Below are 19,800 nucleotides of genomic sequence, written 5' to 3'. Positions count from 1 at the left end.
CACGCCATGCGGACGCCATGGTCAGGAAATGGTTGCATTTCCGGCATGATTGGCATCAGGCTTAGCCTCTGCCTGACGAGGCCATGCCGCCGGAAGCGCCGCGGCCAGGGAAGACGCGATGCCACAGACCCCCCGCCCGCCGTCATCGGCTCCGCTCGGATCCCTGATCGTCATCGCCGCCGTGCTCGGCTGCACCGCCGGCGCGTTTGCCTACACCGCGGGCTGGCTCTCGCCGCACCGGCTGACCCCGTCCCGCCTCGTGAACGGACTCGGAACGCCGGCGCCGGGAGATCTCGGCCACCGGCGCAACCATGCCAAGGGCGTCTGCTTCACCGGCCAGTTCGAGGCCGACGGGAACGGCACGGCATTGTCCCGGGCGGCGGTGTTCGTATCCGGCTCCTACCCCGTGGTGGGCCGGTTCAATCTCGGAACGCCCGATCCCGATGCGAAGGATGCCACCGTCCGGGTCCGCGGGCTCAGCATCGACATCACGCCGCCGGGTGGCCAGGAATGGCGCAGCGGCATGATCAACGCGCCGTTCTTCGCGGTCTCCACGCCCCGGGCGTTCTATGCGCTGCTGACCGCCAGCGGCTCCAAGGACCCCGGCGCGATGGGCGGCTTCATCGCGAGCCACCCCGAGTTCAAGCCGTTCCTCGGCTGGGCCAAGACCGGCCCCTGGACCGGCTCCTACGCCGAGGACCGGTACAACGGCCTGAACGCCTTCCGCTTCATCGACCGCTCCGGCACCGCGCATGCCGTGCGCTGGTCGATGCTGCCGGCGACCCAGCCAGTGACGGTGGATCCCGCCACGCTCGATGCCGGCGGGCCCGACCTGCTCGAGCAGGAGATCACGAAGCGGGTGCAGGCCGGCCCGGTGCGCTGGACCATGCAAGTGACGGTGGCCGACGCCGCCGATCCCACCGCCGATCCCACCAGGCCGTGGCCCGCGGACCGGCACGCCGTCGATGTCGGTACTTTGGTCGTGAGTGCGGTGCAGCCGGAGCGCGACGGACCCTGCCGCGACATCAATTACGACCCGACCGTGCTGCCGGACGGCATGACCACGTCGGACGATCCGTTCCCGGCGGCACGCTCGGCGGCGTATGCGGTATCCTACGACCGGCGCACGGCGGAAGCAGCCGATTATCCGCGCACGGCACCTGACCAGGGAGCCAAGCCATGAGCGCCACCACCGCCGGCGCCACCCCGGCCGGGCTGGTCGTCCCGCCCCGCTTCACCCCGCTGCAGCGGGGCATCCACTGGCTGATGGCGGCCTGCATCCTGGCCATGCTGTTCATCGGCGTCGGCATGGTCTCGACGATCAGCCAGCGCTACCTGACGCTGGTTTCCATCCACAAGCCCCTCGGCATCGCCATCCTGATCCTGGTGCTGCTGCGGATCGCGGTGCGGCTGCGGTATGGGTCGCCGCCGCTGCCGGCCGACCTGCCGGAGCCGATGAAGCTCGCGGCCCGGCTGTCGCACTACGCCTTCTATGCGCTGATGCTGGCGATGCCGCTGATCGGCTGGGGCATGCTGTCCGCAGCCGCCTACCCGGTGAAGATGCTCGGCTTCACCCTGCCGCCGATCCTGCCGCAGAGCGACACGCTGCACAGCCTGCTCTGGACCGCGCACCGCACCCTGGCGTTCGCGTTCTTCGCGCTGATCCTGCTGCATCTGGGTGCTGCGCTGTTCCACGCGCTGATCCGCCGCGACGGCGTGTTCGAGGCGATGGCACCAGTGCCTGACCGCACCGTCGCCGAGCCGGCCGAGTAGGCGCCGGCTGCCGGGACGTGCTGGCGGTCCCGTCCGACCCTGCCGTCGCTGCCGCTAGCTCGCGCCGACCAGGCGCAGCATCAGCGCCGCGATAGGCGACGGGGCGACAAGGTCGACGACGGCCTGACCTGCTACGATCGCACCCACTCCCCAGACATAAGCCGGGTGGATGCGCTTGCGAATCGACAGGTCCATCGCCGGTCCGACGAGCGCGATGAGATCGAGCACCCCGTCCGCCACGAATGGCCAGGCCGCGCCGAACAGCGGCAACGGCAGCGATCGCTCCAGCCCCGGAACGACCACGGTCATGGCGGCGCACAGGGTGAGCCGCTTGTGCCACTCGGGTTTGCGGCGCAACCGGATCGCCGCGGTGAGGAGGCCGGCAAACAAGACCAGCCCGACGATGCCACGGACAATGAAAAGGCCGGGCGGATAGAACGGCGGGAGCGATTTATGCCACAGCGCGAGCAGGATGGCGCTGCAGCCGAGGATTATCATCGCACACGCCAACCCGACGCCGACCCAGCCGAGCCGTCGATGCATCACGATGGAGCGCCTGGCGACCAGGGACGCCTGAACGATGAACAGGAGCACCCAGGCGCCAAAGATCACGGCGTGCAGCAGAAGCAGCAGCGGGAGGCCAGGCGGGGCGAGATCGAAGGGGATCGTGTGGGAGAAGCCGAACACGACGATGCAGGCGAGAACGACCGACATGATCACATAGAAGCGTGCGCTCGATTGCACCGCAGGCGGGTGACTGCTTCCCATGTCAGGGCCTCGGTGCGGCATGCCATTCCGCTTGCGTTTCGGATCAGGTCGTCAGAAAGCCGCTTCTATATACTGAGTTTTGTTGCCGGCTGCGAGCGGTCTTGCCTCATGTGACGCCGTCTCGATCCCGGAGGGTCGACCGCTCGGTCTGCACGCGTCGCGGTCGTCTGCAGACGACCGCCTTAGTAGGAGCTCCTGCCCGTCTCCGCAGGCGCCGCGCAGCCGAACCGCGCGGCCAGGCCGTCCGCGCCGCGCCTGAGCAGTCCGACATCGGTGCCGACCGCGACGAAGCGGGCGCCCTGCCCGATTGCCCGTGCCGCCAGCGCCTCGTCGCCGAGCAGGATGCCGGCCGCCTTTCCGGATGCGATGATCCGCTGGAACGCGTCGTCGATCGCCTGGACCACCGGCGCCGCGGTCGGGTCGCCGAGGAAGCCGAGCGACGCGGACAGGTCGGCCGGCCCGATGAACAGCCCGTCGATGCCGTCGATCGCGGCGATCGCGTCGAGATTCTCGAGCCCCAGCCTGGTCTCGATCTGCACCAGCAGACAGGTCTCGGCATCCGCCTGGTGCAGGTAGTCGGCGCGACGGTCCCAGCCCGAGACACGCCCGACCGCAGCGCCGACCCCGCGCACCCCGGCCGGCGGATAGCGCATGGCGGCAACCAGGGCGGCGGCCTGCTCCGGTGTCTCGACCATCGGCACCAGGATGGTCTGCGCGCCGATATCCAGCAGCTGCTTGATCATCCAGGCCTCACCCGCGACCGGCCTGACGATCGGATGCACCGGGTAGGCCGCGATCGCCTGCAGCTGCGCCAGGATGGTCGGGATGTCGTTCGGGGCGTGTTCCCCGTCGATCAGCAGCCAGTCATACCCGGCGCCGGCGCAGAGCTCCGCCGAATAGGCATTGGCCAGCGACAGCCAGAGGCCGATCTGCGCACCGGGCTGGCGAAGCCGCGCCTTGAAGGGATTGCCCGTCCTGGTCATGGCGACATTGTCCTCTGCTCATTGTTCGCGTCCATCGGAGTCGGCTCAGGATCGCCGAAAAAGTGTCCCGCACGGTCATAGGAAAAGACCTGGGTGGTGCGGGCGATCGCGCCCTGCACATGGCGCCAAGCCACCGTGTTGCCACCTGCGCCCGCATCCGGGACCCCGATCGGTGATCCCGTTCCAGGACAGAACAGGTTCGACCGGCGCCACCCATCGATGCAGACCATCCGTTGCGCGCGGGCGTAGCTGGACACGTCGACATCAACCCCCGCCTCGGCTCGCACCGCGGCGCCGAGGGCGCAGACAACTACTGCCACTTTCGGCAGCACACGGAGAGGTCTGGCCGTTCCCGCAACGCGATGTCCGTCCATGAGCTGGTGGTTCCTGGACGCTTTCGCGTCCAGCCGTTTCACGCGCCGATGCGAGCACCCGCGACATCAATGCCCGGGTGACGCCGGCAGCCGGATGGCAGGATTGGTCTCCAGGCTGGCCCGTGTCGTACCCGGATAGAGCTGCATCAGCACGGCCAGCACGCCGTTGGTCCAGCCGAAACCGACCTGCAGCGGATATTCGCCGCCACCACCACCACCGCCGTCCGAGGAGGTCCGGTCGTCGCGCACATTGTATTTCTCGAGCAGAACGCCGCTCCGCGTATAGGCCGCGATCTGGCGCTCGATCCACCGGCTGGCGATGTCGGCGGCCAGCACGTCCTTGCCGTAAGCGCGCAGGCCTACCACCGCCATCCACTGCATCGGCGCCCAGCCGTTCGGGCCGTCCCATTGCTGGCCGTCGGCGTCCAGGCTCGTCGTCATGCCACCCGGACGGAGCAGTCGCGTGCGGACCGTGTCCGCCACGCGGGCGCCCTCCTCCGGGGTCGCGAGGCCCAGGAACAGCGGCACGACGGTGGCGGCGGTGATCGTTCCGGTCTGCCGCCGATCGGTCCAGAGATAGTCGGTGAAGACGCCGTCCGCCTGGTCCCACATCAGGCGACGGATCGCTGCGATCCGCATTGCTGCACGCTGCCGGAAATAGTCGGCGCGGCGCGGCTCGCCTCTTAGCTCGTAGCCGTGCGCGAGGGTCTGTTCCATGTGCGCGATCAGGCTGTTGAGGTCGACCGGCAGCAGCTGGGTCACGCGGATCGTACCGAGCGTGCGGCCATCCGCCAGCCAGCGCGAGCTGAAATCCCAGCCGGTCTCGCCGCCGGCGCGCAGCTCGCGATAGATCTCGGCGGGCGGCCGGCCGCTCGTTTTCGCGGTGGCGACATCCTCGGCATAGCTCTCGTCCCGCGGCACGTCGCGATCGTCCCAGTAGCGATTCATGACGATCCCGTCGGCAAGCCGTACGACATGACGGTGCGCACGCCCCGGTGCCAGGTCGTCCTCGCCCTGCATCCAGTAGCGATACTCGGCGGCCAGCTCCGGCAGATAGGTGAGATACGCCTGGGGCCCGTCATGCGCCGCCATCAGGTCGATCATGCATGCAAAGAACGGCGGCTCGGAGCGGCTCAGGTAGTAGGTGCGGTTGCCGTTCGGGATATGGCCGTAGCGGTCGATCAGCGACGCCATGTTGCGGATCATGTCGGTCGCGAGATCGTGGCGTCTGTCGTGCTCGAGCCCGAGCATGGTGAAGTAGCTGTCCCAATAGTAGATCTCGCTGAACCGGCCGCCCGGAACGACATACGGATAGCGCAGCGGCAGCAGCGACGAGAATGACTGCGTGGCGTCCGGCCGGCGCTGCAGCACCGTCCACATGCGGGCGATATAGTCTGCGATCGGCTGGTCGGGCCGCGGCGTAAAATCAAGACGATCCAGCCGGGACAGGGTGAAATGCGCTGCGACGAAAGCCCGCAAATCGAAGTCCGGCTTGGCCGACGCAACCGCGTAGTCACCCATGACCTGCTCCGGCGGCTTTCGCGGCACAGCGTCCGCAAACGTCTTCTGGTCGCCGAAGACATGCTGCATCTCGACCTCGCGGTAGAGGTCGCCGAACAACACCGAGGGCGGCTGCAGCACGACCGGCGGCGGCGCGGCCCGGGTGCGCGAGGCACCGCCCGCAGCGACACTCGCGGGAGCGTGCGCAGCCGGTGTAGCCGAAGCGGACCACGCAACCAGCATTGCCAGCATTGCCATGACCGGCGGTCGCCACCCGGCCCGGGCCGCCACCCGGTACGCTGCAGTCATGCCGGGATCTTTCCGCCGCTCGCCACGGCATCCGGACACCACGCGGCGGGGGCGTGCTCGCAGCTCAGCCGGCCGGCTGCGAGGTGGCGTTGCCGGGCTGTGTTCCCAGCCGGACCAGGCTGACCGCGGCGGCCAGGATCGCGCAGACGGCGGCCACCGTGACCGACAGCGCGGTGCCCCGCATCGGCGCCAGCGAGAAGATCATCGCAACCAGGGCGGCGCCCGTGGTCTGGCCGAGCAGCCGGGCGGTGGCGAGCATCCCACCGGCGCCACCCGACCTGTGCCTGGGCGCCGCCTGCAGCATGGCGCGATTGTTAGGTGTCTGGAACAGCCCGAACCCGATGCCGCACAGCGCCAGGCGCCAGACCAGTGCCAGGTCGCCGGGATGCGCCGGCAGCTGCACGATCAGGATCAGGCCGAGCCCCATGATCAGCAGCCCGAGACCACCGAGCAGGCCGGCTGAATACCGGTCGGAGAGCCTGCCTGCGAAGGGTGCGACGACGGCAAGCGCCAGTGGCCAGGGCGTCAGCAGCAGGCCGGTCTGCACCGCAGAGCGGCCGAGCGCGTCCTGGAAATAGAACGGCAGCGCCACGAAGGCGAGCATCTGCGCTGTGAAGGACAGGATCGAGGTGAGGATCGACAGCGCGAACACCGGAATGCGCAGCAGGTCGACCGGCAGCAGCGGCGCCGTACGGCCGGCCTGCCGGCGCACCAGGAGGGTGCCGCACACCACCGTCAGCACGACCAGGCCCAGCACCATCGGCAGGTGGGCGGAGTGCCCGGCGCCGTCGATGGCGGCGATCAGCAACCCGAAGGTGGCGGCACTCAGCAGCGCGCTGCCGGTATCGAAGCGATGGCTGGCAGGCGGTGTCGTCGGCAGGCTGCGGATCGCCACCGCGAACGCCAGCACGCCGATCGGCACGTTGATGGCGAACAGCCACGGCCAGTTGCCGACCGACAGGATGGCCGCCGCAACGCTGGGCCCGAGTGCGGAGGAGATCGCCACCACCATCGCGTTGATGCCGATGCCGCGCCCGAGCAGCCGGCGTGGATAGACGAAGCGGGTCAGCGCGGCATTCACGCTCATGATGGCGGCCGCGCCGAACCCTTGCGCCACGCGGGCCAGGGTCAGCGTCAGCAGCGAGTCCGACAGGGCGCAGATTGCCGAGGCCAGGGTGAACAGCACCAGCCCGATCAGATAGACGCGCCGGTAGCCATGGATCTCGCCGAGGGCCGCGACCGGCAGCAGGCTGATGGTGATGGCGAGCTGGTAGGCGTTGACCACCCAGATGGAGTCGGCGGGGCTTGCATGCAGGTCGCGGGCGATGGTCGGCAACGCCACGTTGGCGATCGCGCCGTCCAGCACCGCCATCGTCACGGCAAGGGCGATGGCCAGCATCGCCCAATAGCGACGCGGGACCGGGAGACCATCCTCCTCGGCGACGGCCAAATTCAACGCAGCGCGCCTGGCGACATACGGCTTGGACGGCGGGGTCTAGCGCGGCCGCGGGGCGACGGAGATCCGGCCGGAGGGCGCCATCGCGGTCGGAGCCGGAGGAGGAACCCCGACACTCGGGCTCACCAGGCCGCCACCGAACGTGCCCGGAGTGCCGATCGTCGTGTTCGGTACGCCCGGATTGCTGATCGCGTTCGGATTGCTGAAGCCGGGCCCGCTGGAGGTGGAGCCCCGGATCGTCCCGGGGCTGCTCAGGCCGGTCCCGGCGCCGGTCGTGTTGATGCCGCCCGAGCTGCCGCCACCAGGGGTGCCGAGGCCGGTCTGCGCCGACGCAGGCACGCATGTCGCGCCGGCCGTCGCCGCCAGGGCAACCGCGAGCAACAAGGCGCCGCGGGGAGAGGACCGGTCTGTCATGGGAGCTGTCTCCAGAGGCCGACCGAAGCCCGCCTCGCGCGTCCGTAACGCTTGCCCTGCGGGGCGGTTCGCAGACGCCGCGAGGGCCGGTCAGTCCATGTCGTCGGTTTCGATCAGGAACACGGCGAACTCGTCGGTCTCGTCCTCGGTGATGTCGCCATCCTCAAGCGCCTCGGCCAGGCCGGCATTGTAGAGTGCGGTCTCGTCGGCATCGGCCTCACGCACCGCGAGCTTGCCCTCGCCGTTCCAGACCGGCTTGCCGTCGCGCTGGAACTCCTGCAGCGCCTCGGTGACGTTGCCGGTAGCCGCCTCCTCCTGCGCCAGCGACAGGTCGTCCTCGGGGAACACCACGATGGGCTCACCTTCGATCTCGATCACGAACAGCTTCATGGGCAACAGGCCTTCCAGGTCGGCAGGTATGAAGTAGGGGCGGTGGATCACCAACGCCGGTAGGTGCGGTCCCGGTTCCAGGCATACAGTCCGACAATCACCAGCACGACGAGAAGCACGATCTCGCCCAGGCTGAGATGGCTGAGCAGGCGGAAGATCATGCCGTAGATCAGGCCGTGGATGACCGACGAGATCACCATGTGGGTGATCCACCCGCCGCCCTGGAGATGATGCATCCCGAAACCGCCGCCGTAGCTGCGATGCATCCAGGCGACGGAATGGAGCATGTCGGGAGACCGGTTCATCGCCGCGGTTCCGCCCGGTCCGTTCAGCTGGCGGCCGGCTTGTCGGTCTTGTCGCCGGTGTTGAGCACCGGGGCGATGGTGCAGGCGCGACCGTCGGGCAGCGGCAGCGTGCCGGTCTGCCCGGGATTGACCGGATCCGGGAAGCTCAGGCTGGCGCCCCTGCCCGGCGTGGAGGTCACGTCGATCGTGGCCGCACCGGCCAGTTCCAGGCGGCCGTCACAGGTGACCGACAGGTTGGCCGTGGGTGTGGAGTGACCGCCGCCGCACGCCGACAGCAGGAGTAGAAGAGAAACAAGCCCGATCGAACGCATCGTCATCCTCGCCAGCCCGAAGCCGCGGCGACATCAGTGCCAGACGGCGGCGTAGTGGCCAAGTGCGATGATGACGCTCAGCAGGTCGAGCAGCAGGCAGCCGAGCAGCAGCGGTGGTGCCAGCCTGCCCAGGATCACGGCCCGGAACGGCCAGGCCGCGGCCAATGCGAGCAGGCACAGCAGATCGGGCAGCAGCAGGTAGCGGCCCTGCACGCCGTCGATGAAGTCCGACCCAGGCGGGCCGTAGCCGATACGGAACGCCAGCAGCAGCGCCGCCAGGTAAGCGACCGCCACCAGAAGCAGCAGCACCGGTGGTGCGGTCATCGCCATGATCCTGGCTTGCCCGATCGCCCGGGGCGAGGTGCCGGGGCCCGGGAGCGGGCGAGACGCCTCGGCCAGCGTGAGCAGCAGCAGCAGCATCAGGAACAGCTCGGCCAGCCGCTCCGGCGTGGTGAAGTGATACGGCCCCGGGCCGCCGCCATAGCGTCCCCAGCCATCGCTCCACCAGAAGCGGCTGTCGTTCCAGGCATTGGCAGCCAGGATCCGAATGCCGTGCATTGGCGCCGATAGCAGAACGCGAACCGCCGCATGTGGATCGGCGCCGGTATGCCAATAGCGGCCGGGCACGAAGGGATATGCGAGGTTCCAGCCGAGGGCGACCGCGGCGCACACGGCGATCGCCGCGATCCGGTAGGTCCATGCGGCGCGCCGTGCCCTGGCAGGTGCGCCTGCGAACAGCCGCACGGGCACCAGCAGGAGCATCGCCGACACCACGCAGCAGATCGGCTTCAGGAGCCCGACCAGCACCACCAGGCCGAACAGCCAGGCCGGCCACCGGCGTGCCAGGATCGACCCCGGTGGCGGCACGGTCACCCTGCGCAGGCGCAGGCAGCAGGCGACCAGCAGCGCCGGCAGGGCGTTGCAGACCGGATCGGCGCTGAAGCTTGCGGCCAGGTGCAGCGGCGTCGGCATGGTCAGCAGGGCCAGCACCGCCAGCCGCCCGACCGGCAGGATCAGCACCACGCACCAGACCAGCCCGAGATAGCCGGCGAGATTCGCCAGCCGCCCGGCATGCATCTGCTCGAGCGGCCCGAGCCGGAGGACGCGCGCCACGAGGATCCCGGCGGCCGAGGGCAGGTAGGCGATCGGCGAAAACGAGGCGGTGGAGGGAAACGACACCACCGGCCGGCCCGACTTGCCCTGCGGCGCGGGCGATGCGGCGAGCTGATCCGACAGCGCGTGCAGCCCGGCCACCGATAGCGGCTGCGTGGCGGCGATCGCGGCATCCGCGCGGGTTTCGAAGGCCATCTCCCGCGGATCGAGCCGGCCACCCCAGTCGTTCGGACCGAGCCGGCGACCGAACGGATGCAGGTCGGCCACCTGCAATGCGCGCCGCCAGTGGTACGCCTCGTCGAAGCCAGCCATGGGCGGCGTCCGGAACACCAGGATCACCCCCAGCATGGCGACGCAGGCGAGGAACAGCCTGATCGACGCCCGGGTGTCAGCCATAGTCGGGCGGGCGGCACTGCGCGACGCCGTGCCATTCCAGCATCGCCGCCACCCGCAGCGCCAGCCCCTCCGCCCAGGGCCGCGCAATCAGCTGGACGCCGATCGGCAGCCGGTCGGTCGCCAGTTGCACCGGGACCGTCACCACCGGCAGCCCGGCGAAGCTGATCGGCTGGGTGTAGAGCCCCATGTTGGCACGTGCCGAGACCGGCTTGCCGTCGAGCATCATCGTGGCCTGGCCGTGTGGCACGGCGGCGCACGGGGTCGCCGGTGCCAGCAGCAGGTCGACGCGCTCGAACAGCTCGGCCACCTGTGCCCGGAACCGGCTGCGCAGCCGCTGCGCCTGGATCACCACGGCAGCCGGCATCATGGCGCCCGCGATCAGCCGGTCGCGCACCGCGGGCTCGTACTCGCCGGCCCGGGTTGCGAGCCACGGCAGATGCAGCGTCCCAGCCTCGGCCCCGGTGATGCAGAACGCCGCCGACCGGGCGATCGCGGCATCGTCGAGCTGTACCGGCGCGATGGTGGCCCCGGACGCGTGCAGTGCTGCGGCGATGCTGTCGGTTGCGGCCAACGCCTGGTCGGACGCGCCGTGACGGAACCAGCCCTGCAGCACGCCGACGCGCATCCCGCCCCCGGACAGCGGCGGTTCGTGGAGCCCGGCCAGGGCCGGATCGAACACGCCCGTACAGGATTGCGCCGCCTGCACCGGGTCTCGCGGGTCGGCGCCCTGCATCAGCTCGTAGGCAAGAGCCAGGTCACGCACGCTGCGGGCGAACGGACCGACGCAATCCAGGCTGGCGGAGAGTGAAAACGCGCCCGCGCGCGACAGCCGGCCATAGGTGGGCTTCAGCCCGAACACGCCGCACAGCGACGCCGGCACCCGGATCGAGCCGTTGGTGTCGGAGCCCAGGCTCAGCGCCACCAGCCCGGCGGCGACCGCGGCGGCCGACCCACCCGACGATCCACCCGCGATCAGCGACGGATCGTGCGGATTGCCGGTGGTGCCGTAATGGGCGTTCTCGGTGGAGAAGCCATACGCGAACTCGTCCATGTTGAGCATGCCGAGCAGGATCGCGCCGGCCTGCCGCAACCGGGCGACTGCGGTGGCGTCCTCGGTCGCCGCCGCCCCGCCGGCCAGCACGCGCGATCCGGCCAGGGTGGTATGCCCGGCCACGTCGAACAGGTTCTTCACCGCGAACGGAACGCCGGCCAGCGGTCCGACCGGCTCGCCGCGGGCATGTGACGCATCCACCCGGCCGGCCTCGGCGAGAGCAGCTTCGGCGCGCACGTGGGTGAAGCAGTTGAGCAGCGTGTCGTGCCGGGCGATGCGATCGAGCGCCGACCGGGTCAGCGCCGTTGCCGACCACAGGCCGCTCCGCACACCTGCAGCAAGGTCGATCGCATCGGCCATGGGCGCCTGTGCGGTCACGGCCGGAACACCGGTGCCGACTCGATGTCAGGCGGCAGCGGCACGGCCATCACCCGTGCGACATGCTGGCGGAGCAAAGCGAGGTGCGCTGCCACGCCGTCCAGATGATCCGGATCGAGCGCCAGGCCGAGCACCCTCGCCGCCTGCACCGCCAGCTGCCGATCGTCGTCGGTCATCCCCGCACCCCGAACGCGTCGCTGACATGGCTCCAGCCTGGGCTCCGGAACACGAGCTCGCTGCCGTTCGCAGCCAGAACCCGCACCCGGGCCGGACCGGTCTCGAAGGTTCCGATCCGGGTCAGCGCCACGCCCGCAGCCGCTGCCGCGCGCAGCAATATCGCTTCCGCGTCCGCGGGGACGGCCAGCAGCAGCTCGTAGTCGTCGCCCCCGGTGAGCCTGCGCTCCAGCCAGGCAGCACCGGCGACACGGGCCGCATCGGAGGCCGGCACCAGCGTCGCCTCCACCACCGCACCGACGCCGCTTTCGCGACACAGGTGCCCGAGGTCCTGGACCAGCCCGTCGGAGACGTCGATCGCCGCATGCACGAGCCTGCTCAGCGCCAGCCCGAGCCGGGGCTGCGGCACGTGGTAGCGGTCCGCCAGGAAGCCGGTCGGATCGTCGAGCTCGCCCTGCAGGCAGGCCAGACCGAGGCTGCCGTCACCGATCGTGCCGGTCACCCAGACGCCGTCACCTGGCCGGGCGCCGTTACGCCGGACGGCCTCGCCTGGCGCCACGTGGCCCAGGATCGTCAGCGACAGCACCAGCGGGCCGGTGGTCGAGGTAGTGTCGCCGCCCAGCAGCGACAGGCCGTAGGTCGCCTGATCGGCCGCCAGCCCGGCGCTGAAGCCCTCGAACCAGTCGGATGGCAGGTCGGGCGGCACCGACACGGTCATGAGGTAGCCGAGCGGCACGGCGCCCATCGCCGCGAGGTCCGACAGGTTCACCCGCAGTAGTTTGCGGCCGATGTCATAGGACGGGTCGTCGGGGAGGAAATGCACGCCCGCCACCATCGCGTCGGCGCACACCACGAGTTCGCGGCCGGCGGGCGGCATGAACACCGCGGCGTCGTCCGACAGCGCCAATGCCCCCGGGCCGGCGAGGGACCGGAAATGCCTGGCGATGAAGGCGAACTCGCCGGCCGGCTGGCTCACGGATCGGACGGGTCCGGGGCAGTATGCTCGGGCTCGATCAGGTCCGGCGCAACCGGGTCCGGCGCCGCGTCACGTATCGGAGCGGCATCGAAGTCGGCCGGACGCAGTCGGCGGCCGAGCGCGTTCAGCAGGCCGTTCACCATGCGTGGCTCGTCGCCTGAGAAGAAGCCGTGCGCCACGTCGAGATATTCATTGATCACGACCCGGCCGGGCGGCCCGTCGGGCATCGTCAGCTCGCCGCCGGCCGCGCGCAGCAACGCCCGCAGCACCGGATCGAGCCGGCCCAGCGGCCACTCCTCCGGCAGCACCTCGACCAGCATCAGGTCGAGCCGGTCCTGCTCCAGAACAGCCGTGCGCACGATCCGCCCGAACAACCGGACGTCGGCATCCGGCACCCGACCCTCCTCGTAGCCGCCGGTCCCCGGCAGCTCGCCGAGGCGGTGACGCACGAACTGGTCGATCACGCTCTCCGCACTCTCGCCGCCCTGCTCGCTCTGGAACAGCGCCTGCACCGCACCCACCCGTGCCGCGGTGCGCGACCGGGTCCGGGCAGGTTGTCGGCGGCGATTGACTCCATCGTCGCCCTCGATCTGGCCTTCCGCCATCAGAGGGCTCCCGGGCAGCGGTTCGGTCGGCGTGCGATGACGGTCATGCGGCGCTTCATCGCGCCTTTGGACGGTCAGGTCCAGCCTCGCCGGGATCGGCGACGTCGGGTGCCGCCAGCGAGCCGAGGATGGTCTCGAAGTCCCGCGCCTCGCGGAAATCGCGATAGACGCTGGCGAACCGCACATAGGCGACCGCATCGACTTCCCGCAGCGTGTCCATCACCAGCTCGCCCAGCTGCGCGCTCGGGATATCGGTCTCGCCGGACGCCTCGAGCTGGCGCACCAGGCCGTTGACGATCCGCTCGATGCGCTCCTCGTCGACCGGCCGCTTGCGCATGGCGATGCGGATCGACCGGGCCAGCTTGTCGCGCTCGAACGGCACCCGTCGCCCGTCCGACTTCACCACCACGAGCTCGCGCAGCTGCACCCGTTCGATGGTGGTGAAGCGCTGGCCGCAGCCGGTGCAGAACCGGCGCCTGCGAATGGCGGCGCCGTCCTCGTTCGGGCGGCTGTCTTTGACCTGCGTATCCTCGTGGCCGCAGAACGGGCAGCGCATCTGGGCTCTCTTCAACTTAAATTCGGGCCAGAGGTGCTCCCGCGCGACCATCGAGACAAGTCCGGCGTTACCAGGCCAGACGGCATATGCCGGATCCACGACCTGGCGAGGCTGCCCGATGACCCGACCCCGTTGCTTTCGTCTGCTTGCCACCCTGGCCCTGCTGGGCGGCACCGCTGCGGCGCCGGCGGAGCCGCCCAAGGGTGTCTCGATCAGCGACGGCAGCTTCATCCGCATCTCGGACCACGCTGCGCGCGGCTTCTTCACCGTGACCAACACCAGCGATACCGCGGTGCTGATCACCGGCTGGCAGTCGCCCGCCTGCAGCACGCTGAGCTTTCGCGACGCCAGCGCGTCGTCGCCGGCGGACAGCCTGTCGCCGCTCGACAAGCTGACGATCCCGGCCAAGGACAAGATGGTGTTCGCGCGCGGCGGCTATCACCTGCAATGCACCAACCCGGCCGCATCCGTGCAACCCGGCGGCACGGTTCCGGTGACGGTCAGCTTCCTGAGCGGCAGGACACTCACCGCGACGTTCCAGGTTCACGCAATGCCGACCGGCAGATAGCGTTCGAGCCGACAGGCCGTAGCGTCATTCGGATTGATTTTTAGAACAACGGCTCGAACCTTGCATATCGTTATTCGGCAACTCCGGACTTCTCGACGAGGCGCGTGATTTCGACGTTCCGCCGCGATGGTGCAGCGAAATATCGCCCGCAGGAATTCGGAAATCCGTGCCGCACCGCACCAATCGGGTCACCCGTGCGGCCTTTTTCATCATGCCGAAGGCAAATACTTCCTGACTCGAGCCATGGCGTTTTCTCGGCCCAGGCAAGTGCATCTCACATGCATGATCGAGATTAAATTCCTTGACGCTGTCGATTCTGCGCCCGGATTTTGAGGAATATTATTGAATTTCTGAAGCGATCCAGATCTTGCTTGCGGACCAAAGCCTGGGCTCCTAGGTTTGTTAGTGTCGACAGTCGACAGCTAGAATCAGGGATTTTGACGCTCGATCTTTCGAGTGAAGCACAACGGGGTTCGTCACAGGGACGACGTCGTCAGTTCATACTGTCGCCAGCCCTCGCGTCTGTACTGCACAGGTCAAGATATCATCCAGGCCCTGTCACTGCCGATCCAAAATAATAGAGGAAAGTCAGGAATGATTGGCATTAATGGCTGTCATCTGGCAGCGCGACTTGCAGGAGAGCAGCGGCCTCCGGAAAGCAGGGATACCCTCAAGAACAGGCGGCATTTCCGCTGGGCCGGTGCCGCCTTGCCGGCCCTTCTCGCCGGACTGGTTCCGCTTCACACCGCAGCCGCCGGACCGGTCGGCAATCCGGCCGACTGCCCCTGGTTGAACCCGAGCCTGCCTGTCGCCACCCGCGTCGACATGCTGCTCGCGAAGATGACCGTTGCCGACGAGATCGCACTTGTGCAGGGCAATGGCACAAGCGAGAGCACGCCGCCTGCCGTACCGTACGTGTTCTTCACCGCTGCAAACACGCGGTTATGCATTCCTGGTATCGGCTACGAAGACGGACCGGCGGGCGTCGCCGACTATCTCACCGGGGTCACGCAGTTTCCCGCCGGCATCGCGGTTGCGGCGACGTTCTCCAAGACGGACGCCCTGCTCTACGGCATCACGCTCGGAGCAGAGCAGGCTGCAAAGGGTTCCGGCGCCGATCTCGGGCCCACCGTCAATATCGATCGCGACCCGCGCTGGGGCCGCACGTTCGAGAGCCTGTCGGAAGATCCGGCACTCACCGCGGGGATCGGGGCTGCCGAAATCAAGGGCATCCAGAGCGAGCGCGTGATGGCGCAGGTCAAGCATTTCGACGCCTACAACCAGGAAACCAACCGCAACACCCAGGCAGACGACGACATCGTTTCCGAACGCACCCTGCACGAAATCTACCAGCCTGCCTTCCGGGCCGCGATCAACGATGCAGGCTCGGGCTCGCTGATGTGCGCCTACTCATCGGTGAACGGTTTTTACTCTTGTGAAAGTCGCTCGCTCCTGACCGGCGTGTTGCGGAACGAGGTCAATTTCAAGGGCCTCATCATGTCGGATTACGGCGCGATCCACGACGTCAGCGCCGCGACTGCCGGCACCGATGACGAGCAGCCTGAGAACACCTATTTCGGCGCCCCACTGCAGGCCGCCGTGCAGAACGGCTCGATCTCGCGCGCCGTGCTGAACTCCCAGGTCGAGCCGATCCTGTATGAGATGTTCCGGTTCGGATTCTTCAACGATCCGCCGCCGGTCACCACCTCGGCAATCGCCACGTCACCGGAGCACGTCGCCACCAGCAATGCGCTCGCCGAGGCAGGCAGCGTGCTGCTGAAGAACCAGGGTGGGTTGCTGCCGCTGCAGGCCAGCGCGGACGTCGTCGTCATCGGCCCGGCCGCCTCGGCGCAGGTGACCAGCAGCGGCGGCGGCAGCGCCCACGTCATCCCGGGCCCCGTCGTCTCGCCACTCCAGGGCATCCAGGCCGCCTCGACCGGCAGCGTCACCTACCAGCAGGGCATCCCGACCGACGCGGAGCTCACCCCGATCCCGGCGAGCGCGCTGTCCACGCCGTATGCCGCCACCAACTACGGCGGCTCCTACAGCGCCACGCTGACCGCGCCCGAAACCGGCCCCTACATCATTGGCTTCAGCAATCCCGGCAGCTACAACGTCGCGTCGCTGACCATCAACGGCACGACGCTCATCAACAACCCGGGCACCCCGCCGGTCTCCACCTACTCGGCGTCGATCGTGCTCACGGCCGGTCAGAAATACACCCTGACCCTCGGCGGCGCCGGTCCGACCAGCAACCTCGCCTGGGCCACGCCGTCCACGCTGCTGACGTACGCTACCCCCGCCCTTGCCGCCGCCCGGGCCGCCAAGACCGCCATCGTGGTGGTCGCCGACGACACCGAGTCGGAAGCTGCCGACCGACCGAACCTGTCGCTGCCTTCGGTGCAGGATGCGATGGTCGAGGCCGTCGCCGCGGTCAATCCGCACACCATCGTCGTGGTGCAGGCGGGTGCCCCGATCACCATGCCCTGGCTCAACAGCGTCAGTGCGGTGCTCGACACCTGGTATCCCGGCCAGACCGGCGGCACCGCGCTTGCCGACCTGCTGTACGGCAAGGCGAACCCCGGCGGACACCTGCCGATCACCTTCCCGACCAGCCTCAGCGCGATCCCGACGGCATCGGTCGCGCAGTTCCCTGGTGAAAACAACACGGTCGAGTATTCGGAGGGCTTGCTGGTCGGCTATCGCTGGTACGACCAGAACAAGGTCACGCCGCTGTTCCCGTTCGGCTACGGGCTGTCCTACACGACGTTCAAGTACAGTGACCTGCAGGTCGAGAACGCGTCCGTCGACGGTGTGACGCCGGTGCACGTCAGCGCCACCATCACCAACACCGGCAAGGTCGCGGGCAGCGATGCGGCCCAGCTCTATCTCGGTTATCCCGCTGCTGCAGGTGAGCCGCCACGCAAGCTGGTCGATTTCCGGCGCGTGACCCTGGCGCCCGGCGAGTCCAAGCGCCTGACCTTCACCATCCGCCCGAGTGACGAGTGGTGGTGGAACACCAATGGCTGGGACGAGACCACCGGCACCTACAAGGTGTGGGTCGGTGACAGCTCCGCCCTTGCCGACCTTCCGGCCACCGGCAGCTACGCGATGCAGAGCGGCATCGGAAACCGCCACGTTTCCGTCACGGCGCCGCGCAGCTTCACCGTCGGCGCCTCCGGGACCGCGGTCGTCACCGTCAGCGCCGGCGGCAGTCAGACGCTGGCCGACATCAACCTCTCGCTCGCCGCCCCCGGCGGGTGGAAGGTGCAGCCGACGACCGCCACCACGTTCAGCAACGTGCTGCCGGGCCAGGCGCTCAGCGTCGCCTTCAAGCTGACGCCGCCAGAGGGGGCGGTGACGCGCGACGTCACGCTGTTCGGCACGGCCGACTTCGCGTCGGGCAGCTGCACCCAGGTGGTCGACGCGCAGGCTGCCAACCCGGCACAGCTCGCACAGGCTGCGGCAAGCGGTGTCGAGCCCTGCAAGCCGGCGGTGCGGCACGGCGGCGTGCAGGTGCGCCTGCTGAAGTAGCTGACCGGCGGCGGCTCCGGCCGTCCGTGAAAGCCGGGGAACCCCGCCGCAATCCGCGGCGGGGTTCTGCTTTTCCACGACCCCCCGACCGCCATGACACCGAGCTGTCGGCTCTCAGCTTGTGTCGCCTGGCAGGCGGTTCCGGTGGCGCCCGTCCTGGCGGTCAGGAGCCCGCCTGGGCTCGACTTGCGTCCGCGCGGCCGGTCCGGGCATGTTGAGGCCGATCCCGGATCCCGAGCCGGCAGGCCATGGACGCTCCCTGCTCCCGCACATGAAATGCTTGGCCGTCAGCCTCAGGCAAGCGAGCGCCGCCATGGCCGCGTGCCAGGTCGGCGCGACACCGTACGGCCACTGAGGAGTGGCAAAGCCCGATCGGCCCCGCCGACCTGGACAGCCGCCGGCGGCGTCGTTTGCGGGTGCATCAGTCGGCAAGCCGGCGGATGAGCAGGTGTTGCGGGCGCAAATCGAAGCGGCCCGCCTGGACCTCGCAGCCCGCCCGGACGACCTGCGCGCCCTGTTCACACTGGCCGCGCTGCTGCTGCGGGCCGGTGATCCGGATGCCGCTTCGCTGCTGCCACGGCTCGAGCGGCACGGCGAATTCGTCGGCGGCTGGCTGGCGATCGCCGATGCGCTGCTCGCCCGCGGGCGCATCGAGGCCAGCCTTGCGGCGGTCGGCCGGGCGATCCGGGCCCTCCCGACCGCGGGTGCCGGGGGCCTGCAGGGTGCCCGCGCACATCATCTGCAGGCCAGGGTGCTGCGCGCGGCGGGTCGCGACGAGGACGCCGCAGCGGCTCTGGCAAGGGCGGTCTCGACCGGAGCCGCACCGGCGGAGATCTGGTTCAGCCTGGGGTTGCTGCGCCAGGACCAGCATGACGATGCCGGCGCCACTGCGGCGTATCGCGCGGCACTCCGGATGCGGCCGGATTTCCATGAAGCGGCGCTCAATCTCGGCGTGGCGCTCGGCGAAACCGGCCAGATCGAGGCGGCTCTCGATGCCTATGCGCAGGCATGGCGATTGCGGCCGGACAGCTTCGGCAGGATCGCGCAGTCGCTGGTGTCAGGACGGGCCGGGCTGCTGTTCCTCGACCCCGCCGCCCTGCGCGCCTGCCTCGACGGGCGCGAGCGGCTCGACTGCCGCGATGCCGCCGTCGGCGTCACCTGACCGGGCGGCGCGCGACAGCTGCCGGTAATGGCCGGTCTCCTCGAGCAGAATGCGGGCCGTCGCCTCGTAGCGCTGCTGCTCGTCGGCATCGAATGCGCCGGTTTCGATCACCAGCGGGTCGCGCCGGACCGGAATGCAGTGCGCCACCGGCATGCCGCGCGGCAGGGTGCCCTCGAAGGCGGGATCGAGCCACACCGCCGGGAACAGGATGCCGACCTGGTGGAACGCATCCGCATCCACCAGCCCGGTCAGCAGGCGGAACGGCAGGTCGTCGCGATTGACCGGGTGGGTGACGAACAGCGACCAGCCCGGATCGAGGCGGATGGTCCAGAACGAGTTGAACTTCACCACCAGCTGGTCCCGACGCATGAACGGCGTCCCGCTCACCTGTGCCGCCGCATGGAACGACATCGGTGCGCGCGGGTGGGTCGCCGTATCGGGTGGCGGCAGCTGCCAGTCCCAGGACAGCCGGCCACCTTGCACCCGCACGTCGCAAGGCAGCGTCATGACGAAGCCGTGCATCATCGCATCGACGAAAGGCGGGCACTGCTTCACGGTGCGGATCGAGGCCCCACCATGCATGTCGGACGCGGCATTGGCCGGCATCGTGCGCAGCCAGTCCGGCAGCGCCTCGCGCGCCGGCACCGGTGGCGGCAGCAGCCCGAGCAGGGCCGGGTCGCAGCGGAAGCGGATGTTCACGCCGG

21 protein-coding genes are annotated in these 19,800 nt (G+C 69.2%); 5 read left to right on the top strand and 16 right to left on the bottom strand.

All coding sequences use genetic code 11. The features are described 5' to 3' along the window. The first annotated feature begins 118 nt into the window (after window positions 1-118). Together ACOEQ2_RS15320 and ACOEQ2_RS15315 are read left to right on the top strand one after the other, a co-directional pair. Window positions 119-1,183 (top strand): catalase family peroxidase, encoded by a 1,065-nt coding sequence (locus ACOEQ2_RS15320; protein ID WP_419728820.1) that lies wholly within the window; start codon window positions 119-121, stop codon window positions 1,181-1,183. Continuing rightward, window positions 1,180-1,773, top strand: a complete 594-nt coding sequence (locus ACOEQ2_RS15315) for a cytochrome b (RefSeq protein WP_419728819.1) — start codon at window positions 1,180-1,182, stop codon at window positions 1,771-1,773. The genes ACOEQ2_RS15320 and ACOEQ2_RS15315 overlap by 4 nt, the downstream gene beginning before the upstream one ends. A gap of 54 nt (window positions 1,774-1,827) precedes the next feature. Here the strand turns inward: ACOEQ2_RS15315 and ACOEQ2_RS15310 are convergent, their stop codons facing one another. The 15 genes from ACOEQ2_RS15310 to nrdR form a co-directional block, all read right to left on the bottom strand. Beyond that, window positions 1,828-2,460 carry a hypothetical protein gene (locus tag ACOEQ2_RS15310; protein ID WP_419728818.1) on the bottom strand — a complete coding sequence of 211 codons (633 nt, stop codon included), beginning with the start codon at window positions 2,458-2,460 and terminating at the stop codon, window positions 1,828-1,830. A 263-nt stretch (window positions 2,461-2,723) separates the two neighbouring features. Beyond that, window positions 2,724-3,524 (bottom strand): 4-hydroxy-2-oxoheptanedioate aldolase, encoded by an 801-nt coding sequence (gene hpaI, locus ACOEQ2_RS15305; RefSeq protein WP_419728817.1) that lies wholly within the window; start codon window positions 3,522-3,524, stop codon window positions 2,724-2,726. Further along, a complete protein-coding gene (locus tag ACOEQ2_RS15300) occupies window positions 3,521-3,898 on the bottom strand; it encodes a hypothetical protein (RefSeq protein WP_419728816.1) in 378 nt (125 codons plus the stop codon). The genes hpaI and ACOEQ2_RS15300 overlap by 4 nt, the downstream gene beginning before the upstream one ends. A 66-nt stretch (window positions 3,899-3,964) precedes the next feature. After that, complete coding sequence (gene treF, locus ACOEQ2_RS15295; protein ID WP_419728815.1) at window positions 3,965-5,707, bottom strand: alpha,alpha-trehalase TreF; 1,743 nt, start codon at window positions 5,705-5,707, stop codon at window positions 3,965-3,967. A gap of 64 nt (window positions 5,708-5,771) precedes the next feature. Beyond that, window positions 5,772-7,163: an MFS transporter gene (locus tag ACOEQ2_RS15290; RefSeq protein WP_419728814.1), complete on the bottom strand. Its 1,392-nt coding sequence runs from the start codon at window positions 7,161-7,163 to the stop codon at window positions 5,772-5,774. A gap of 39 nt (window positions 7,164-7,202) precedes the next feature. After that, entirely contained in the window at window positions 7,203-7,577 is a 375-nt protein-coding gene (locus ACOEQ2_RS15285) for a hypothetical protein (protein WP_419728813.1), read from the bottom strand. A gap of 90 nt (window positions 7,578-7,667) precedes the next feature. Continuing rightward, complete coding sequence (locus tag ACOEQ2_RS15280) at window positions 7,668-7,967, bottom strand: hypothetical protein (RefSeq protein ID WP_419728812.1); 300 nt, start codon at window positions 7,965-7,967, stop codon at window positions 7,668-7,670. Between the two features lie 47 nt (window positions 7,968-8,014). Further along, window positions 8,015-8,272, bottom strand: coding sequence for a hypothetical protein (locus tag ACOEQ2_RS15275; RefSeq protein ID WP_419728811.1), 258 nt, complete (start codon window positions 8,270-8,272; stop codon window positions 8,015-8,017). 23 nt (window positions 8,273-8,295) lie between these two features. Then, window positions 8,296-8,589 (bottom strand): hypothetical protein, encoded by a 294-nt coding sequence (locus ACOEQ2_RS15270; RefSeq protein WP_419728810.1) that lies wholly within the window; start codon window positions 8,587-8,589, stop codon window positions 8,296-8,298. Window positions 8,590-8,616: 27 nt separating this feature from the next. After that, window positions 8,617-10,092 carry a DUF2142 domain-containing protein gene (locus ACOEQ2_RS15265; protein ID WP_419728809.1) on the bottom strand — a complete coding sequence of 492 codons (1,476 nt, stop codon included), beginning with the start codon at window positions 10,090-10,092 and terminating at the stop codon, window positions 8,617-8,619. Beyond that, window positions 10,085-11,503, bottom strand: a complete 1,419-nt coding sequence (locus ACOEQ2_RS15260; RefSeq protein ID WP_419728808.1) for an AtzE family amidohydrolase — start codon at window positions 11,501-11,503, stop codon at window positions 10,085-10,087. Before ACOEQ2_RS15260 ends, ACOEQ2_RS15265 begins: the two co-directional genes overlap by 8 nt. Window positions 11,504-11,517: 14 nt before the next feature. Continuing rightward, window positions 11,518-11,697, bottom strand: a complete 180-nt coding sequence (locus tag ACOEQ2_RS15255; protein ID WP_419728807.1) for a DUF4089 domain-containing protein — start codon at window positions 11,695-11,697, stop codon at window positions 11,518-11,520. Then, window positions 11,694-12,671, bottom strand: a complete 978-nt coding sequence (gene thiL / locus ACOEQ2_RS15250) for a thiamine-phosphate kinase (protein ID WP_419728806.1) — start codon at window positions 12,669-12,671, stop codon at window positions 11,694-11,696. Before thiL ends, ACOEQ2_RS15255 begins: the two co-directional genes overlap by 4 nt. After that, entirely contained in the window at window positions 12,668-13,276 is a 609-nt protein-coding gene (gene nusB, locus ACOEQ2_RS15245; protein ID WP_419728805.1) for a transcription antitermination factor NusB, read from the bottom strand. The genes thiL and nusB overlap by 4 nt, the downstream gene beginning before the upstream one ends. 55 nt (window positions 13,277-13,331) lie before the next feature. Beyond that, the gene (nrdR, locus tag ACOEQ2_RS15240) at window positions 13,332-13,832 is read right to left on the bottom strand and encodes a transcriptional regulator NrdR (protein WP_419728804.1); all 501 of its coding nucleotides are present in this window, start codon (window positions 13,830-13,832) and stop codon (window positions 13,332-13,334) included. A 118-nt stretch (window positions 13,833-13,950) separates the two neighbouring features. On the opposite strand from nrdR, the gene ACOEQ2_RS15235 reads away from it, so the two are divergent. From ACOEQ2_RS15235 to ACOEQ2_RS15225, 3 genes are all read left to right on the top strand, one after another. Further along, complete coding sequence (locus tag ACOEQ2_RS15235) at window positions 13,951-14,400, top strand: copper chaperone PCu(A)C (RefSeq protein ID WP_419728803.1); 450 nt, start codon at window positions 13,951-13,953, stop codon at window positions 14,398-14,400. 594 nt (window positions 14,401-14,994) lie between these two features. After that, window positions 14,995-17,934 (top strand): glycoside hydrolase family 3 C-terminal domain-containing protein, encoded by a 2,940-nt coding sequence (locus ACOEQ2_RS15230; RefSeq protein ID WP_419728802.1) that lies wholly within the window; start codon window positions 14,995-14,997, stop codon window positions 17,932-17,934. A 451-nt stretch (window positions 17,935-18,385) separates the two neighbouring features. Then, window positions 18,386-19,096 (top strand): tetratricopeptide repeat protein, encoded by a 711-nt coding sequence (locus tag ACOEQ2_RS15225; protein WP_419728801.1) that lies wholly within the window; start codon window positions 18,386-18,388, stop codon window positions 19,094-19,096. On the opposite strand, the gene ACOEQ2_RS15220 is transcribed toward ACOEQ2_RS15225, so the two are convergent. Beyond that, complete coding sequence (locus ACOEQ2_RS15220) at window positions 18,992-19,795, bottom strand: hypothetical protein (protein ID WP_419728800.1); 804 nt, start codon at window positions 19,793-19,795, stop codon at window positions 18,992-18,994. The genes ACOEQ2_RS15225 and ACOEQ2_RS15220 overlap by 105 nt on opposite strands. Window positions 19,796-19,800 lie beyond the last annotated feature (5 nt).

Source organism: Lichenicola sp. (assembly GCF_965198575.1).
Taxonomy (GTDB): Bacteria; Pseudomonadota; Alphaproteobacteria; order Acetobacterales; family Acetobacteraceae; genus Lichenicola.
The sequence above is the reverse complement of the archived record's forward strand: the minus strand, read 5'-3'. Positions and strand labels throughout refer to the sequence as shown.

Excerpts from the sequence above, each read along its gene's own strand:
- ACOEQ2_RS15235 (WP_419728803.1), top strand. The coding sequence starts at position 13,951 with ATGACCCGACCCCGTTGCTTTCGTCTGCTTGCCACCCTGGCCCTGCTG.
- ACOEQ2_RS15320 (WP_419728820.1), top strand. The coding sequence starts at position 119 with ATGCCACAGACCCCCCGCCCGCCGTCATCGGCTCCGCTCGGATCCCTG.
- ACOEQ2_RS15265 (WP_419728809.1), bottom strand. The coding sequence starts at position 10,092 with ATGGCTGACACCCGGGCGTCGATCAGGCTGTTCCTCGCCTGCGTCGCC.
- ACOEQ2_RS15280 (WP_419728812.1), bottom strand. The coding sequence starts at position 7,967 with ATGAAGCTGTTCGTGATCGAGATCGAAGGTGAGCCCATCGTGGTGTTC.
- ACOEQ2_RS15260 (WP_419728808.1), bottom strand. The coding sequence starts at position 11,503 with ATGGCCGATGCGATCGACCTTGCTGCAGGTGTGCGGAGCGGCCTGTGG.
- treF (WP_419728815.1), bottom strand. The coding sequence starts at position 5,707 with ATGACTGCAGCGTACCGGGTGGCGGCCCGGGCCGGGTGGCGACCGCCG.
- nrdR (WP_419728804.1), bottom strand. The coding sequence starts at position 13,832 with ATGCGCTGCCCGTTCTGCGGCCACGAGGATACGCAGGTCAAAGACAGC.
- ACOEQ2_RS15230 (WP_419728802.1), top strand. The coding sequence starts at position 14,995 with ATGATTGGCATTAATGGCTGTCATCTGGCAGCGCGACTTGCAGGAGAG.
- hpaI (WP_419728817.1), bottom strand. The coding sequence starts at position 3,524 with ATGACCAGGACGGGCAATCCCTTCAAGGCGCGGCTTCGCCAGCCCGGT.
- ACOEQ2_RS15275 (WP_419728811.1), bottom strand. The coding sequence starts at position 8,272 with ATGAACCGGTCTCCCGACATGCTCCATTCCGTCGCCTGGATGCATCGC.
- nusB (WP_419728805.1), bottom strand. The coding sequence starts at position 13,276 with ATGGCGGAAGGCCAGATCGAGGGCGACGATGGAGTCAATCGCCGCCGA.
- ACOEQ2_RS15315 (WP_419728819.1), top strand. The coding sequence starts at position 1,180 with ATGAGCGCCACCACCGCCGGCGCCACCCCGGCCGGGCTGGTCGTCCCG.
- ACOEQ2_RS15285 (WP_419728813.1), bottom strand. The coding sequence starts at position 7,577 with ATGACAGACCGGTCCTCTCCCCGCGGCGCCTTGTTGCTCGCGGTTGCC.
- ACOEQ2_RS15270 (WP_419728810.1), bottom strand. The coding sequence starts at position 8,589 with ATGACGATGCGTTCGATCGGGCTTGTTTCTCTTCTACTCCTGCTGTCG.
- ACOEQ2_RS15300 (WP_419728816.1), bottom strand. The coding sequence starts at position 3,898 with ATGGACGGACATCGCGTTGCGGGAACGGCCAGACCTCTCCGTGTGCTG.
- ACOEQ2_RS15255 (WP_419728807.1), bottom strand. The coding sequence starts at position 11,697 with ATGACCGACGACGATCGGCAGCTGGCGGTGCAGGCGGCGAGGGTGCTC.